Source organism: Candidatus Enterovibrio escicola (genome assembly GCF_002464935.1).
Lineage (GTDB): Bacteria > Pseudomonadota > Gammaproteobacteria > Enterobacterales > Vibrionaceae > Enterovibrio > Enterovibrio escicola.
The window spans coordinates 1-16,578 of the sequence record NZ_NBYY01000016.1 but is presented as its reverse complement, the minus strand read 5'-3'; the positions used below and the strand labels follow the sequence as shown (position 1 = coordinate 16,578).

At 38.8% G+C, this 16,578-nt stretch carries 10 protein-coding genes and 7 pseudogenes; 7 read left to right on the top strand and 10 right to left on the bottom strand.

Going from position 1 to position 16,578, the window contains the following annotated elements:
* The first annotated feature begins 117 nt into the window (after positions 1-117).
* Complete coding sequence (cspD, locus tag BTN49_RS06785; protein WP_097356555.1) at positions 118-339, top strand: cold shock domain-containing protein CspD; 222 nt, start codon at positions 118-120, stop codon at positions 337-339.
* 807 nt (positions 340-1,146) lie between these two features.
* Here cspD and BTN49_RS06780 read toward each other — a convergent pair.
* The 5 genes and pseudogenes from BTN49_RS06780 to BTN49_RS06760 form a co-directional block, all read right to left on the bottom strand.
* Positions 1,147-1,521, bottom strand: a complete 375-nt coding sequence (locus BTN49_RS06780; RefSeq protein ID WP_146679236.1) for a transposase — start codon at positions 1,519-1,521, stop codon at positions 1,147-1,149.
* Positions 1,522-2,435: 914 nt separating this feature from the next.
* Positions 2,436-2,693, bottom strand: coding sequence for a DUF6444 domain-containing protein (locus tag BTN49_RS20730; protein WP_223824037.1), 258 nt, complete (start codon positions 2,691-2,693; stop codon positions 2,436-2,438).
* Positions 2,694-4,315: 1,622 nt separating this feature from the next.
* Positions 4,316-5,111 (bottom strand): annotated as a pseudogene (locus BTN49_RS22210) (transposase).
* A gap of 644 nt (positions 5,112-5,755) precedes the next feature.
* The gene (uspE, locus tag BTN49_RS06765) at positions 5,756-6,703 is read right to left on the bottom strand and encodes a universal stress protein UspE (RefSeq protein ID WP_097356552.1); all 948 of its coding nucleotides are present in this window, start codon (positions 6,701-6,703) and stop codon (positions 5,756-5,758) included.
* Between the two features lie 136 nt (positions 6,704-6,839).
* The gene (locus BTN49_RS06760; protein WP_097356551.1) at positions 6,840-7,583 is read right to left on the bottom strand and encodes an FNR family transcription factor; all 744 of its coding nucleotides are present in this window, start codon (positions 7,581-7,583) and stop codon (positions 6,840-6,842) included.
* A 286-nt stretch (positions 7,584-7,869) separates the two neighbouring features.
* Here BTN49_RS06760 and BTN49_RS06755 point away from each other — a divergent pair, with 286 nt between their 5' ends.
* A complete protein-coding gene (locus BTN49_RS06755; RefSeq protein WP_097356550.1) occupies positions 7,870-8,025 on the top strand; it encodes an IS1-like element transposase in 156 nt (51 codons plus the stop codon).
* 190 nt (positions 8,026-8,215) lie between these two features.
* Here the strand turns inward: BTN49_RS06755 and tnpA are convergent, their stop codons facing one another.
* Both tnpA and BTN49_RS22205 read right to left on the bottom strand, forming a co-directional pair.
* Positions 8,216-8,614: an IS200/IS605 family transposase gene (gene tnpA / locus BTN49_RS06750; RefSeq protein ID WP_097356549.1), complete on the bottom strand. Its 399-nt coding sequence runs from the start codon at positions 8,612-8,614 to the stop codon at positions 8,216-8,218.
* 42 nt (positions 8,615-8,656) lie between these two features.
* A pseudogene (locus tag BTN49_RS22205) lies at positions 8,657-8,935 on the bottom strand (IS982 family transposase); the annotation flags it as partial.
* A gap of 951 nt (positions 8,936-9,886) precedes the next feature.
* Here BTN49_RS22205 and BTN49_RS06740 point away from each other — a divergent pair.
* A pseudogene (locus BTN49_RS06740) lies at positions 9,887-10,207 on the top strand (transposase); the annotation flags it as partial.
* Between the two features lie 8 nt (positions 10,208-10,215).
* Here the strand turns inward: BTN49_RS06740 and BTN49_RS20725 are convergent.
* Positions 10,216-10,395 (bottom strand): annotated as a pseudogene (locus BTN49_RS20725) (transposase); the annotation flags it as partial.
* Positions 10,396-10,718: 323 nt separating this feature from the next.
* Between BTN49_RS20725 and BTN49_RS06735 the strand changes: the two are divergent.
* A complete protein-coding gene (locus BTN49_RS06735; RefSeq protein ID WP_338026458.1) occupies positions 10,719-12,881 on the top strand; it encodes an AsmA family protein in 2,163 nt (720 codons plus the stop codon).
* A gap of 156 nt (positions 12,882-13,037) precedes the next feature.
* Here BTN49_RS06735 and BTN49_RS17775 read toward each other — a convergent pair.
* Positions 13,038-13,651 (bottom strand): annotated as a pseudogene (locus tag BTN49_RS17775) (transposase).
* 225 nt (positions 13,652-13,876) lie between these two features.
* The gene (locus tag BTN49_RS06725) at positions 13,877-14,851 is read right to left on the bottom strand and encodes a LysR substrate-binding domain-containing protein (RefSeq protein WP_097356545.1); all 975 of its coding nucleotides are present in this window, start codon (positions 14,849-14,851) and stop codon (positions 13,877-13,879) included.
* A 472-nt stretch (positions 14,852-15,323) separates the two neighbouring features.
* Here BTN49_RS06725 and BTN49_RS19125 point away from each other — a divergent pair, with 472 nt between their 5' ends.
* The 3 genes and pseudogenes from BTN49_RS19125 to BTN49_RS22195 form a co-directional block, all read left to right on the top strand.
* Positions 15,324-15,452: a hypothetical protein gene (locus tag BTN49_RS19125; protein WP_263363707.1), complete on the top strand. Its 129-nt coding sequence runs from the start codon at positions 15,324-15,326 to the stop codon at positions 15,450-15,452.
* 54 nt (positions 15,453-15,506) lie between these two features.
* Positions 15,507-15,617, top strand: a pseudogene (locus BTN49_RS22200) (IS5/IS1182 family transposase); the annotation flags it as partial.
* Between the two features lie 585 nt (positions 15,618-16,202).
* A pseudogene (locus tag BTN49_RS22195) lies at positions 16,203-16,578 on the top strand (IS982 family transposase); the annotation flags it as partial.

Below are 16,578 nucleotides of genomic sequence, written 5' to 3'. Positions count from 1 at the left end.
CTACTAAAGTGTGGACTGTAGTCAGAACATCTAGCATTCGTTAGTAACGAATAACATGATTGCAAATGGAAGTTTTACTGATAGTTATACAATTTGAATGCAAGAGGAATGTTTAGTATGGCAACAGGTACAGTTAAATGGTTTAACAATGCTAAAGGGTTTGGTTTTATCTGTCCCGACAAGGGTAACGGTGATATTTTTGCTCACTACTCGACCATTCAAATGGATGGCTATCGTACATTAAAGGCAGGTCAGGCCGTGAACTATGAAATCCTAGAGGGACCAAAAGGATATCATGCCAGTCAAATCGTTCCAGTAGAAAACGAAGACTTAGGATAATTAGTTCCACTACAACTTTTTACCGGACGCAGTCAAACAACAAAGAGTGGGCTTAATGTTCGCTCTTTTTGCTATAGACTCAAACAATTTCAAGATGCAGTTTTCAGCGAGCTTTACTGATTTAATGATCAAAGTAATCCCCTGTTAGGGTAGTGATTTCCATCGAAAAGGGAAAATACCGAGCATTGTCTTAGCAAACTCGTCCTAAGTGAGGTCATCCATACGCTCATAACGTTGTTAAATCACCGTGAAATAAATTGATTATTCCTATGAGAATCCACCTCAAACTAAACGCACTGATGACCTCTAAAATCAAGCATCTTCAAGTTATTTTGGTCTATTGGATTTAGAAACTGCTCCATCTTGGATGGAACAAAGAAGAGTGGCCTGAATTCAGATAATAACTATAACACTTTTGCTCTAGTGTAGAAGATGAAACCAACGATAGAAAGTGGTAGGTTCTTCTCTCCAAAATAACAAGCAGTGCTTCCATGAATAATCAGCAGTTAAGCGCGGGAAGAAGATACTAGATTGCAGTCACTTTAGAACGGGGAATTCCAATCTCAGATATCGCAGAGACAATCAAATGCCATTTTTCATCAGTTTATCGAAAACTAAGAGATACTCTAATAACACTACTTATTTCCCTAATATCACTCAAGATCTATCAGTGAATAATCGCCAGTGCTCAAGCAAATACAAGGGAGCAGTAAATCAAAAAATTTAGTTTATTTCTTGTACGCAACTCAGGTTAATCACATATTTCCGCGTCGGAAACTCCATCTCCATTAATTTTATTAAGTGTTTTTACCAAAGTAATTGTAGTTGATATAATGATAAATATTGAAACCCTTTCCAATCCTCGTTTGAAGGAAAGAATGCACCTTTAGCTAGTATCACATGTAAATGCGGATTGTAGTTGCCATTACGACTCTGGGTATGGATAAAAACAATGACGGCGATTTCACACTCATCGGTTTTAAAGTGCGCCAAAATTAACTCTGATAAGCACGCTTCTGCCAAGACCATAAACTCCGAATACAAACGTTTCTGATTGGAGTGATTATGGAAAGGAATACGAAGTTGCTTAGGCAATGTTAAGACAACTTGCCGATAGCTCACTCGAGGAAACAAGCGGAAGCCTATTTTGACCAGACTCACCCGTGCATAAAGCTTATCCACAACATGGATAAGCTTTCCCCTTAAAACTAACGTTAACTTTATGTTGCCCTTGACCGCAACCCAAGCATTGGTAAGTAGCAAAGATATTTTCTGAGCTGCTACACTTCAGCATCTTAGTGATTTTTGAATGATGATAATCGGTATTATAGCGGTGCTAAATTCGGAATACAGCATGGCAGAACAGAACAAAACATTTGCCAATATGAGACGTTAAACCTCCACCGCTGTACTTCGCCATTTGTTGTCAATTGCGATTGACATATGCCTAATAAAACTGGTGGCGTGTAGAATTCAGTCAGTTATAACTACCACATTTGTTGATTACCACTATCGTACGGTACTATTCATCTAGCATTGTTTTTGCTGTTTCCGCGTTATGCCGGTAACGAAGGGTCTGATATACCGCATCACTGCCACTGAGGAACAAAACCCATCTGGTAGCCGCTTCCCCCATTTCGTTTGTGCGGTGTTTCATCTATCATGAATAACAGCAGATTGTTTTATGTGGTGATGCAGTACCTGATACAATGGCGTTAACATACTACTGACTCGTCCTTGGGCATCAGTAATCAGTCTAATAGAAAAATGCGTACCGTATTGATCCATAAAAAGGCGCTAGTATTTTTCGGATACTCAGGTGATATTGACCAGATAAAACGGCAATGTGGCTAAGCAGCCGAAGACCTAACTGACCTGATGGGGCGTCATCGGGCAAATTGGCTCGGACGGTATGGTTATAGTGCTGGCACCGCCCCTAGAATAACTGATATTCAGTAATATCCAACGATGCTTTGGGTAATTCAAATACTTGATGACTGATGGGTAAACTCCGTATTCAAAATAAGATTTTCACCGCATTGGGTGCAGCAGATATCTGGCTGATAACACACAATAAAATCGATTTTTGAGTTCTCTTACTGGTCTTTTATGTCCCCCTTGGCTAGGTTGAGAGCCCACCTGACTTCGGCTGCGAGGGTGTTAAGATTTTTTCGCGCATCCCTCGCTGCGGGGGAGTTTGACGACGGAGAGCGGAATGCGTTCCGAGAATTAACAGACAACCTATCTTCGTACTCACGAAGTTTGTTCCATAATTCAAGGATGAGTGCGTTAGCTTGCTTGTAGCTCAATTGTTCCACTGTGGGTGGTTCCTTTTCAAAATGATTCTTCTTCATGAAGAATGTTTGGTAGGCTGAGAATATCACTCAGTAGGCAATTATCGATCAGGGAGATGGTCATTACTTATTGCTTTTCAATGGGGGACTGGTAAACGATTACGATTTCTCTGCTCTCACATACGCGTATATGATTCCGCCTTTTTTTCCAGTGATGCTTCCGAAAATACCCGCATAGATACACAAAACCAACAAAGGGTAAGACCCATAACGCCGAGAATAAACAACTTTTTGAGGCGGGGGCACTCCTCGTATTTTACTGTGATGATGTCACTTACAGTTGATGTAACTCTTTAGATATATTTTTACACAGGGAAAACAAAGAAGATACTATGGAAGGGAAAGGTGATGAAAAATAACTCAATATGAGCATTGCGACATTAGAGCAGATAAGGCATAGTATGCTCCGTTACTCCGAAATATAGCGGGAGCAGGCCGGCAAACCCGCACAAACTATACAGCTCTTTAATAATTTGGAAAGTAAAAGAAACTACAGATTACTCTCAGAATATAAAAGGTGAGAAGCCGTGGTTATGGTCTCTTTGAAGCCATGGAGATAAACCATTCTTAATAAAGAAGCTATATGCATACGAAAAAGAAATATCATTTTCCTAGTAAACCTTCATAGGTTAACAAACTCCGTTAACAACGAGGTTAGCATAATTATTTGCAACAGTCATGAGTTCATATACCTCGAAGTGTGTATGTAATCATTGCCATGACCTTTTATTCAGCTAAAGAAATACAAAAGAGGTTAGTAATATGGTGAAAACTCAAACTTTTGGTATTCTTGCTGTGCGTTTCTGTAAGCAGTTGGAGGTATTTAGGAAGGAAGTGAATAAGGAAATGCACCCGCTTCAAATGGTCATTTTTTGGAAGTGGTAAACAAATCAAGGCGAACGGTTAATTCCAACTATATACAAAAATTCTAGTAATAGGTCAGTCATTAGCCAGTAGGTACTGCAAACGATTAACACTAAAAGCAAAGGACGGCTACGGTCTCTCTATATTTATTCACGGTTACAATGGGTATTGTTCAAAGTACCTAGCGTTAACAACTAAAAGTTTTCGGATAGCTGAGGCAATCCGCCTTATCTTTAATAAGTTATAGGAAACTTAAGGGAACTTACCAGAGGTTTATTTCAATCATATGTGTGCCTGTATAGCAGGCATTAACAGGAATGACCACTTAACGATTAAAGGAAATAAATAACTAAACAATAGATAAATAAACACAGATGAGGTAAAAAGTGAACACTTTAGAACAACAAGAGAAGATTTATAACATGCGTGTACGTATGCAAGGAACATCATACTAAGCAGACTTTAAAGTAGAAGGAAAGCGTAAACAAGTAAGTGGCAAAACCCACGGAGATGCTGTCGAAAAAGTGTTTGGTTTTTTAGCTATCTCACTAGAGTCTCCCATCACAGCTGCTATGAGAACGTCTACGCGTTCAGCAAAGACGGGTACACTGGGAGTAGGTTATAAATGGGTGCGTGTGCGCACGTGGAGTCCGAAGATACAGAAGGACTGGAAGTCTAGCAGGAAGCGAGCTGGGGAAATACTGGATTTTCTTGGCGAATACACAATGCTCACAGAAATAACCACTGTTAAATTAACCTCAGATCTGCATAAGCGCTTGCTTATCAAACTGAGTCATCTTGATACTCGGCTTCTTTGGTTGAAATAAATACGCGATAAGTCCCGCTAGCAAGTTGACCATAAAGCTGATACAACTACGGTGCCGAGAATGCTCGATTTAGGATATGTTTTTTATACTCGTTATCAGTGTCATTCCCTTATCTGCAAGTTCCCGATCCAATGGACCATAGATATAAACTTTATCTCCGTATAAACACCCACAACGCTCGTCAATCATTTCCGATACAGGCTTTCTATCAGCCACGTTAGCTGTCGTCACTTTGACTGAGATAATGCTACCTTGGTCATTGATAATAAGGTGTAATTTGAAACTATAGAACCACCCCATCGTTCCTTTTTCTCGCTTCGTGGTACCTTTAAAAATCGGATGTCTGAGAATGCGTAGGTTGTGATAAACCTGTAGCTTAGATAAAGCAACAAAAGCACTCACCGTCAGGCAAGGCCTGACGGTGAGTGAGGTAAGAGCAAAGCGGAACTAGGATACCTTGCATGAGTTTGAGCATCTTCGTGTAACTAACTAATTTAGGAAATTCGTGGGTGAGGTAGCGACAAACAAAGTGGATGTAATAAGTTTTAAAGTCTAGATATCCAGATTTATGGAAAAGTATCACTATGGTCATCACTCCGCTAACTAAGAGGTAAAAAGGCTTATTTCTTTGTTTGAAACCGGAAGAAATTAGGTATTTTGCCCATGCAGGAAGGAAAGTCTAGTAGAAGTCGTCGACATCGACGAAAACAGCGTCTAACTTATTCATGCCTAAGTCCTTATGCAGTTAATAGTTTTTCTTCAAACAATCGGATAGAAACTTTGGCATTTAGTGTATTTCTTGTGCGCAGCTCAGGTTAATAAGAAGGAAAGAGTGCTGTACCATTGACGTGCTGTTTTATCAGAATGTAGATTATGCTGATTAATTTTGATCTATCTATAGTAGCTTTCTTCCGCAACCTCCTGCTAGGAATAATAGATGTGTCATGTATTCAATAAGTAGATTTTCGTATAAGAGTCCTGTTTTTTATGGTGACAAGCCCTGTTAACAAGCATAGATCATGTAATATTGGATACCAAGACTCCCATTTTTCATTATGCTATATAACCTTACAGCTCGGATATATCTACAAGTCTTCCGAGGTGGGATAAAAGACAAAACTGGTTGAGTTTTCATGAACAATTCTAGTACCCGCAATCCTACTTGGAAACAAGTACATATGTGAACATGTTTTATACATAAGTTATTGAAAGGGCGAATTTGAATTGTTGTACTCGCTTAAAATAACTCAATCGTAGCTTTTTAATATACTTAAAATTGGAGGAAATGCACAACAAGCTAATTGGAATATTCGATGAGCGTAGTAGTATATTTAGATCACAATAGATATATTAAATACATAACCAGCTCGGCTATTGCGTCACATTGGGTGTTAAAGGGCTTACATACCCATCTGGTTTAATCGCCAATACATCACAATTTAGTTGATCTATGGTATGTTCAGCTGTATTACCCATAAAGAAAGCGGAAAGACCGAGGCGACCCGTTGTACCGAGGATCACAAGTCCAGCATCCAATTTTTTAGCAACTTCTGGTATAACATCTTCGGGTAAACCTTCTTGACAAAAGGTTTGTTCTTCATTTATGGAATGTTTTTGGCGTAATGCTTTCATTGCTAATAAGTGATGGTCACGTACACCGTCTGTGTATGACGCAGGGTTCCTCTCGGGTAACTCGATAGTCACATTAACTGGGGTTGCAGGATAGGCGTTTACAAGGTTAACTTCTGCATTAAGCAGCTTGCTCATGGCTTTTGATTCATCAATTAATTTATTGTTAAGCAGAATGTGAGCTTCATTTTCCGACGATACATTAACGGCAGTTAGGATTTTCCCATTTTCCGGCCAGCCTAGTCCTTTAACCAACAGCACGGGGCACGGGCACTTACGAAGTAAGTGCCAATCTGCAGGTGTAAAAATCACAGCTCCTAGCTTAGCATGCTTATGTGTGACTTTGATTAGAAGATCGTGTTCATCATTGAATACTTGAGCGATCATGCTTTCATAAGGACGGTTGTGCCAAACGACATGATTACTGATGTTAACTTCGTTAGTAGTATGCTTACTGACCAAAGAAGAGATCCATTGCCTACGCTGACACACCACACCACAGCGCATTGATTGACGTTCATCAGATGAGAGTATCGACGTCATTTCGTACGAAAGATCGTAGATAGCTAGAAATAGCGTGATTTTGACAGTTACACTTGATTTCTTTGCGATATCTAATGCTCGAGTAAAAGCAGGTTGTTCTTCGTGATCTGGATCTATTGCGACGAGTAAATTAGTGTATCGGTTCATGACAACCTCCAGTTGTTTGATGCCGATACTATAATGTATCGCAATTTCGACGAATGTTGCAACAAATACAGATAGATAAATTTAAAAAAAGAAACGGTTTATAAAGTGGTCTTTCATGAAAAATTTGTAGGATGTATTATCTTCTTATACCAGTGAGGCGGTACATCTCATTATCATCTAGAATTGTGATGTATTTACCTTTAACACTTAACATCCTATTTTTCTGGAATCGACCGAGTAACCTACTAATTGTTTCAACGGTTAAACCTAGGTAGTTGCCAATGTCACCACGTGTCATGGTCAGGCGGAATTCTTTTGGAGAAAAACCGCGTTGGAATAGGCGGGTAGAAAGGCTATGCAGAAAAGCTGCTAAACGTTCTTCAGCACTTTTCTTCGATAATAAAAGAATCATTTCTTGGTCACCTTTGAGTTCGCTGCTCATCAAACGCATAATTTGCTGACGCAGCTTAGGTATCTTACCGGATAAATTATCTAATATTCCAAATGGAATCTCACAAATCATCGACGTTTCAAGTGCTTGGGCGAAGCTTGGGTGCAACATGCGGTTTATTGCATCAAACCCAACTAAGTCTCCTGCTAAATGAAATGCTGTAATTTGTTCGTCACCTTGCTCAGTGATGGTGTAGCTCTTGATAGTACCAGAACGAATGGCATAAAGAGAACGTAACTGGTCTCCTGCTTGGAAAAGGGGCTGTCCTTTCTGTATCGGCTTTTTCCGCTCAATGATTTTGTCAAGCTGGTTAAGCTCACTCTCGCTTAAAGTAAAGGGGATACAAAGTTGACTAATACTACAATCCTGACAGTGAATTACGCCGCCACTTGATTGAACACGCTTGATGATGATTTTGTCTTGAATCATGATACTGCTTAACCAAATTGATTTATGTCAACATTTTATACCATGTATAGACGTTAAATCGAATCAAGTTATACTTAATCGGTTCTGAATTTAGATCATGTATTCAATAGGTTGTAATTTGTATGAAATGATTATTTTTTATGGAGATCATTCATAGCTACCGGTGACGTTAAATGCGGTTTGTTTGGCAGACAAAAACGGTTGAAAACATGGTATCGATCGTGGTGGACACCAACACTATCGTTACCAATCCTGTTGCCGAACCTTCTAGATTGGATATACAGACATGGCTTGTCAGGCAGGGATAAAAGAGCAAATTGTTAAACTTGCTATGAGCAATGCGGGTATCCACGACTCCTCTGGAGTGTTACTCATTAGCAATAATACGGTTGTCATGGTTTTAAAAAACTTACACACGCTGCGTAATTACACTCCCTCTTGATGTACAGGAAGGGATGATTATTTTAGAAGAAGATAAACAAAAAACTTTTTGATATCGTTTATTTGCAAACATAAATTGTGCGTCGTGACGAAGTCGCGTGAACAACCGAAGTTTGCTTTTCCACCGATCTTTAGGAAAGGGGATCCCGCCTCCTTCGGAAGGAGGAAAATTTATTAAGCGCCGAAGACGCTTAATGTGGCCAATCTTGTTGCTGGATGTATTGCTTTATCACATCTAACGGAGCACTGCCGCAGGTTCCTGCAAAATAACTCCGATTCCAGAGAACATTTTGGCTAAACATACCCGCAATATCATTAAATTCCCGTTGAAGTCTTCTGGAACTACCGGCTTTAAGTGAGTTAACAAGTTGCACAACACTGGGAGTGTTTGGTGATGTTGAGACTAACAAGTGAACGTGATCACATTCCCCGTTAAATTCACTAAGCTTGGCATTAAACTTCAAGTAGAGTTCTTTAAATGTTACTGCAAGACTGAGCAAGTGTGAATTACCTAGAACTCTACGTCTGTATTTAGTCACAAAAATGACGTATAAGTGTAAAAAAATAGCAACTATGTATACGTGTATCATATGCACTGGATAACTTGCTTTTTATTATGTAATCTCTTATTTCAGAACACCTTGCATGAGTTTTAGCATTCTCGTATAGCTGACCAATTCAGGAAATTTGTTGGTGAGGTAGAGATAAATAAAGTGGATGTAATAGGTTTTTAAGTCTCGATACCCAGATTGATGGAAAGCGATCACTATCGTCATCACTTTGCTAACGGAGAGGCGAAAAGGCTTGTTTCTTTGTTTGACATCAGAAGAAATTAGGTGTTTTTTCCATGTAGGGAGGAAAGTCTAGCAGAAATCAGCGACATCGACGAAAACAGCGTCTAAGTTATTCAATGCCTAACTCCTTATGCATCAATAGTTTTTTTAAACGATCAGATCGCGACTTTGGCATTTAGTTCATTTCTTATGCGTAGCTCAGGTTAATCATACTAAAGTACACTATCCTCATCTTCTTTTGGCTTGGAAATATGCATGGCTCATCAACAGTTAAATAACAATAACCGATTTTATATTGATCAACGATGGACTGAAGGTGATTCCTTTAACTAAATTACTCGAACACTTGGCTGTGCTCACTCCACTCTCAATCAAGAAATAAAACGCCATATCCCAAATAACTTTGACAGTGTAGACTGTCATTGTTTTGCATTAAAACAGACTAAAGAAACTCGCTACAATACTACGAACGGGCTGTGTTTCAGATATAATTTAGGCGTTCATTCATGAGTATCTCAGAACTTATACGTTACCCGAAGCGAGCTGGATCTAAAGCACGATGCACCGGTATATATGGCATGATACGGCTAATGGAGGAGCGCTATACAAGGATCTTCCCCATCCGGTCAAACCCTACAAAATTAAGATAATCAGCGGCGATAAGGTGAAGATAAAGAACCGTGTTGGTATTGAGAAACTGCTTAATATTGCAGACGAAAAGATCGAGTTTAGTCATTCCGAAATTAACACTGTCGTCAGGACTGGGCACTAATCTTTTTTTCTTACCGTGGTAAATAAAGCTAATAAACTCTGCTGCATCAGCAAAATGCCCAATAATCAGACGAGTTCAGTGGTGGAAACGTCTATTGATGTTACCAATTTCACCTTCCATGACTTCAAAAACCTCACTTTAGACAACGGTACAAAGTTTACCGGTCATTAAGAAGTTGTTGAAATCACAGACGCTGATTTCTATTTTGCCAGACCTTATCGGCGTTGTTTCCCAAATATCTGAACTCATCTCAATTCCTAAGATCAGATCATCATGGAGTTAAGCGGGAGGTGATGATGGGAAAGGCCAAGTACAAGATCACCAATTGGAAAAAATATAATCAAGCATTAGTAAATCGAGGCTCACTCACTTTTTGGGTAAACGTCACTGCCATTAAGGCATGGCATTGTCTAAAGCATAACGGTCATCGTGGCTGTAGGCTTATATTTTCGGAGACCGAGATTGAAATTGAAATAGCACTGATGGTGAAAGGTATTTTTAAACTCCCACTTCGTGGATTAGAAGGCTTTCTCAATTCGGTTTTTACGTTGATAAATGTCCTGCCTAACTCTCCTACATACACTTGCATTAGTAAGCGTTCGAAGACCGTAAAAATTATGTAAACTCAGATCTGCATAAGTATTTGCTTATCAAACCGAGCCATTTTTATGCTCGGCTTTTTTTGTTGAAATGAATACTCGATAAGCCCCACCAGCAAGTTGGCCATAAAGATGATATAATTAAGGTGCCTAGAATGCTCTATTTGGGATATATTTTTTAGTTGGTTAAAAACGGTTTCAACAATAAATCATTTCTGGAGCCTCAGGCGGTTCTAAAGTTACATCACTTTGGGTTTCATGTTTTTTTCACACCAGTTATCTGTGTAACTCCTTTGTTAGCAAGTTCCCTCTTAATTCCATGATGATCTGATCGTAGGAATTGCGATGAGTTCAGATAGTTGGGAAATAACGTCAATGGAGGTAGTAACCTGCCGAAGACTACTTCTAGTATCTTGACACTATGGTTCCTTTTTTACTAAGAATCTACAATGTACTAAGGTATTGTCTATTAGTTTTAGTTATGCTCTTGCTTACTTTAACTCCGTTACCTCTGAAGGTTACGTTATTTATGAAAACGAGACCGTATCTTAAAATGAGACGACTCCTCACTATGAAAAGACTCCTCTACATCCTTATTGTATTCATACTGTTGGTTCTCATCGCAATCAGTGTATTTGTTGCAGTGATTAATCCAAATGATTTCAAACCGTTGATCGCTGAGAAAATAAAAGAAAGCATTGGGCGTGAATTGGTAATCGATGGTGATATCAACTGGAGTTTTTGGCCAAACTTAGGTTTTTCGGTCGAAAATCTGGCATTGAAAAACCCGAAAGGGTTTGCGAGATCAGATCTGATTAGCCTTAACAAGGCGGAAATGTCAGTCTCTGTGATGCCATTATTATCAAACACATTGGATATTGGTGTGATCAGCCTGTATGGGGCGTATGTGTTTATCCAAACTTTACCCAATGGTAAAAGTAATCTCGATAATCTCATAAGTTGCAGTGTGCTATGCTCTGGCGTAACAGCTGAATCAGCGAGTACTTCAGTTAACACATCAACACCTGTGTCAAAAGACAGTACTGCATTAAGTAATTTGTGGACAGTTTCGATTGCCGGATTGGATTTGATTGATGCGAGTGCCTCCATACGTAACGATAAGGTGGGTAAGGTAAACGAAATCAGTAAACTAAACCTTAAAGTTGGTAAGTTAGCAGCTGGATTGTGGGTTCCAATCGAGTTTAATATTGAGGGTAAACAAGATTATAGGGTGTTTACTGTACGCAGTTCTTTGGACGTGATGTTAACAGCAGATACCATGAATTATCAATTTCGCCAGCTCTCTTTGTTTGTGGCAATGAAAGACTCAAAATTTGAACTAGAAAGCTTCATTTTAAACGCGAATAGACTTAGTCTGGCCCTGCCAGCGACCATTAGTTTATCTGCCAAAGGAAAAGTTAATGATTTAAATTTTACTACTTCCGGTACGACGCAGTTTATGGTAGATAAATCCATGGTGAATATTTCATTATCGGATTTTAACTTATCTTCGGTGTTATCAAACTCTGTTTCACTAGGTTCTGACATTAATGTTGATTTAAAAAGTGCTGTAGATTTTGACGTAATTGCAAAAAAATTATCATTTTCTAAACTCTTAGCTACCATAGATGAAGTAACGGTTGAAGGTAATGCTTCCGTTGTGCTGGCACAAATTCCAGATATTCGCTTTGCTTTGCATAGCAAACATATTGATTTTAATGTGTTTTCAAAATTAATAAATATGAAGTTATCCTCAAACGTTGCTGCCTTTGTGCCCTCGTTTAAGAACAGTCAGGAAGACAATAAGACAGAGAAAAAGGTACCCATAAATGATATAGAGCCTGATCTATCAGCATTTTATGGACTCGATATTACGGGTAATATAACGTTTGGACATGTGATAATTGGTAATATAAAAGTATCAGATGTGGATCTAACCTTCATGGTTAATCGTGGTAAAGTAAACTTACGTCAGTTTAACGCCAAGCTTTATGGCGGAACAGTTTCATCAAAAGGTACGTTAGATCTTACGGTGTCACCCGCGAAATATCAGTTAACTAAAGAAATAAAGAACGTGAACATCCAACCACTGATGATGGATCTTGTACAAAAAAACATCCTATCTGGAATCGGTAATATTCATGTTAACCTGAGTGGTATTGGCCTATCTGAACAGCGTTTACGTTCAGGTATCACAGGTACTTTTACTATCAATTTTGTCAATGGAGGAATTGATGGAATCAATTTTTCTAAGATAATCCGTGATGGAGAAAAAATATTGAAAGGTAAACATGGATTTCATACAGGCGAGACAAAAAAAATTGATTTTAACGCTCTCACTGCGACAGTTAATTTTGTCAATGGAAATGCATCAACTTATAATTTGAACTTTGAAGGACCTGCGATGCGTATTCGTAGCAGCGGGGTTACTAACCTTCTCACTGCAACTTTACAGTTCAAAGTGTTTGCCTATGTTATGGGAACAAAAAAAGAACAGGGTGACAAAAACATTATGATCCCCTTCAGCATTGGTGGTACATGGCAAGTACCAACCTATGATTTTGATGTAAAAAAATTCGTATTTTTTAATAAAATATTAGAACAAAAAGTCCGTAAGGAAGCTGAACGTGGTCTAATGAAATTCTTTAATTATAAATCGGATAATAACGAGGTTAAAAAGGTGGGTGATTAGTTTTTGAAAAGTCTGTTTCATTGAATAAATTGTATTTATGGAAAACTACTCATGTAGGGATTTTTTCCCTCAACTAAAATACTGATATAGTTAACCACAGATCTGCATAATCGCTTGCTTATCAAGCCGAGTCATCTTGATACTCGGCTTTTTTGATTAAAATGAATACGCGATGAGCCCCACCAGCAAGTTGACCATAAAGCTGATACAACAACGGTGTTGAGAATGCTTGATTTGGGATATGTTTTTTAGTTGGTCAAAACCGGTTTCAATAATAAATCGTTTCCGTAGCATTAGGCGGTCCTAAAGTTTCATCACTTTTGGTTTCATATTCTTTTTTACATCTGTTATCAGTGTCACTCACTTGTCTGCAAGTTCCCGCGCCAATGGATCAGAGATATAACCTTTATCTCCGTAAAACCACCTCATAGTTTCTTTTTTTACTTCGAGGTACCTGTAAAAACCTTATGTCTGAGAATGCGTAGGTTGTAACAAACCTGTAGCTTGGACGAATCAACGAAGGCAATCCTTGTCGGCCTTTCCTGACGGTGAATGAGGTAAGAGCAAAGTGGATGTAATAGATTTTAAAGTCTCGATATCCCGATTGATGGAAAGCTATCACTATCGTCATCACTCGATAATTGAGAGGTGAGATGGTTTGTTTCTTTGTTTGACATCGGAAGAAATTAGGTATTTTCCTATGCCTATGCAGGGAGGAAAGTCTGGCGGAAGTTGTCAACATCGACGAAAACGGCGTCTAAGTTATTCATACCCAATTCCTTATGCAGCAATAGTTTATTTCAAACGATCAGATCGAGACTTGGGCATTTAGTTCATTTCTTATGCGCAGCTCAGGTTAGTTAGAGTAACAGTTCTCAGCGATTATCAGTTAAGACGGTTTTAAGCATGGTGTTGTAGGTTAGGTTATTTTTGGTGAAGTGATTATAATGCTTCACCATGCTATTTAAAGAACGCTCATCAAAGATCAATACGTCCTAATAAATAGGAAGTTCTAGATCTTCAAATAACTTATCAACTTTGCCATTGCTGTTCTGCAACAGTACGCTTTCCATTAACTCTTTCGTCAAGTGTGGTGAAAAGGACATCAAAAAATCATACATATAGTTTTGCAGTAATATATCCTTCGAAAAACAAATCCACGCGTTAGAAGGATCGAAAACATGATTGAGGTTGGTGTAAGCTAATCCACTATTTTCAGTATCACGTGCTGCTAGTGTAGCAATAATACCGATGCCAAAACCAAGTTGGACATATCGCTTGATCACATCTGCATCCATCACAGTCATAAAGTAGTTTGGCTTGATTCCAATTTTATAAAATGCTTCATCTTGCGTACCTCGCCCAGTCGAACCCTGTTCGTAACTCAAAATAGGGTATTCAGCCAATTGCCTTAATGTTGGCTTTCTGACATTGGCAAGTGGATGTTTCTCAGGTACAATGAGCCCTAGGGTCCAACGATAAGCTGGTAATATAATCAGATCGTTGTCTGCACCAACATCATGCGCGACAATCGAAAAATCTGAATGGCCTTTGCTAATTACACCTTTTTTTTGTACAGGAAGTGTAGGTCGCAAATGAAAGGTAATATTCGGGTATTTTCGTGTGAAGTACGAAACGCTGTTCGGCAACAAGTAACGGGCAATGGTGTGGGTGGTATAAATGTGCAATGTGCCAGTACTTGGATCTAGGTGCGCACTGGCTAGTGCTTTGATCTTTTGCTCCAGCGTCAACATATACTCAACTTGCTCAAGTATTCTCTTACCAATTGGTGTAACACCACTGAGATTTTTACCACGCCGTTCAAAAATCCGAACGCCTAATTCTTTTTCCAGCAAACCAACTTGCTTACTAACACCAGGTTGAGTAGTAAAAAGAGACTGAGCTGCTGCGGACACATTCAAATTGTTATCCCTTATCGCTTTTAGATATTTGAGTTGTTGAAGTTTCAATCCCTTACCTCAGAAATAAAATGCCACTAGTAGGCTCTAAATCTATAAGAGCATTCCGTTTTAGACAAGTTATAAGAGTATAAAAATGGCAGTAAAAATAAAATATCATCCATTCCACCGTAGAGGGTGCGTTAAATACAAACAAACACTCCTTTTAGTGTCTATCATTCAATAGATTGTTATTCATATAAAATATCAATTTTTACATAGTGGCAATTATAGCTACCGTTGACATTGAATGTGTTTCTTACCAACACACAACAATGGTCAAAAGCTTGGTATCGGCCATGGTAACACCAAAGCTATCGTTGCTAAGACTGTTTTCTGGCCTTTCAGCTTATATATACATACACAGTCTGTCAGAAGGGGATAAAAGAGTAAAGTGTTCCACTTGCTATAGTGTTGTTTCCCCAAATATCTGAACTAATCGGAATTCCTACGATCAGACCATCATGGAGTTAAGCGGTAGGTGATGATGGGAAAGGGAAAGGCCAAGCGCAAGATTAGCAACTGGAAACAATATAATCAAGCATTAGTAAACCGTGGGTTTATATTTTTTACCGAGAAATTTCCTCGCAGAAACTATATGTTTTGGGCTTAAGGCATATCCATGTACAGGAATACCGAGTCTTATAACTTTGTTCTTAAAGTTCCACTTCATGGATTAGAAGTTTTTCTCAATTCGGTTTTTACGTTGATGAATACCCCGCTGAAATCCCCTACATACACCTGCATTAGTAAGCATTCGAAAACCCTAAAAGTTAAGTAGCATTTGCCGAGTCGAGGATCTGTCTCCTACGTCGTTATTGATGCTATAAACCTAAAGGTAGACGATGAAGGTGAATAGAAAATGCGCAAACAAAGTAAGGAGAAGCGGCATATCTAGCGCAAACTTCATCTTGCCTTTGATGTGTATACTCATGATGTTATTGCTGCAGAAGTTAGCCTAGTTTCTGTGGGTGACAATGAAGTTTTACCTACATTGCTTAACCCATGACGACACAAGATACAGTAAGTCAATGCTAATGGAGCCTATGACACAATAGCATGTCACCACGTACTAAAAAACACCCAGTATTTCACCTCGAAGCAAGGAGGGGTACTGGAAGGAAAGTTATCCTAAAAATAAAGCTGTAAAGGTTTTAAAATAGGACAAACAGGTGGAGTGGGAAAAGGACAGGGGTTATCACAAACGCTCATTAGCAGAGACACAATGTTTTGCTATAAACAGTTGATCATCCCTAAACTTACTCTTCATAATTAATCTGAACTACGCATAAGAAATGAACTAAATGCCTAAGTCGCAATCAAATCGTTTGAAATAAACTATTAACTGCACAAGGACTTTGGCATGAATGACTTAGACACTTTTTTCATCAATGTCGACGACTTCTGCCAAACTTTCCTCCCTGCATGGAAAAAACACCTAACTTCTTCAGGTGTTAAACAAAGAAACAAGCCTTTGCGCATCTCAGTTAGCGAAGTGATGATAGGGATCGCTTTCCATCAATCTGAGTATCGAGACTTAAAAACCTATTACATCCACTTTGTTTGTCGCTACCTCTACCAACAAATTTCCTGAATTAGTTAGCTACACGAGGAGTTTCAAGCTCATGCAAGGTGTTTTGGCTCTGCTTTGCTCTTACCTCACTCACCGTCAGGCAAGGACGACAGGGATTGCATTTGTTGATTCGTCTAAGCTACAGGTTTATCACAACTTACGCATT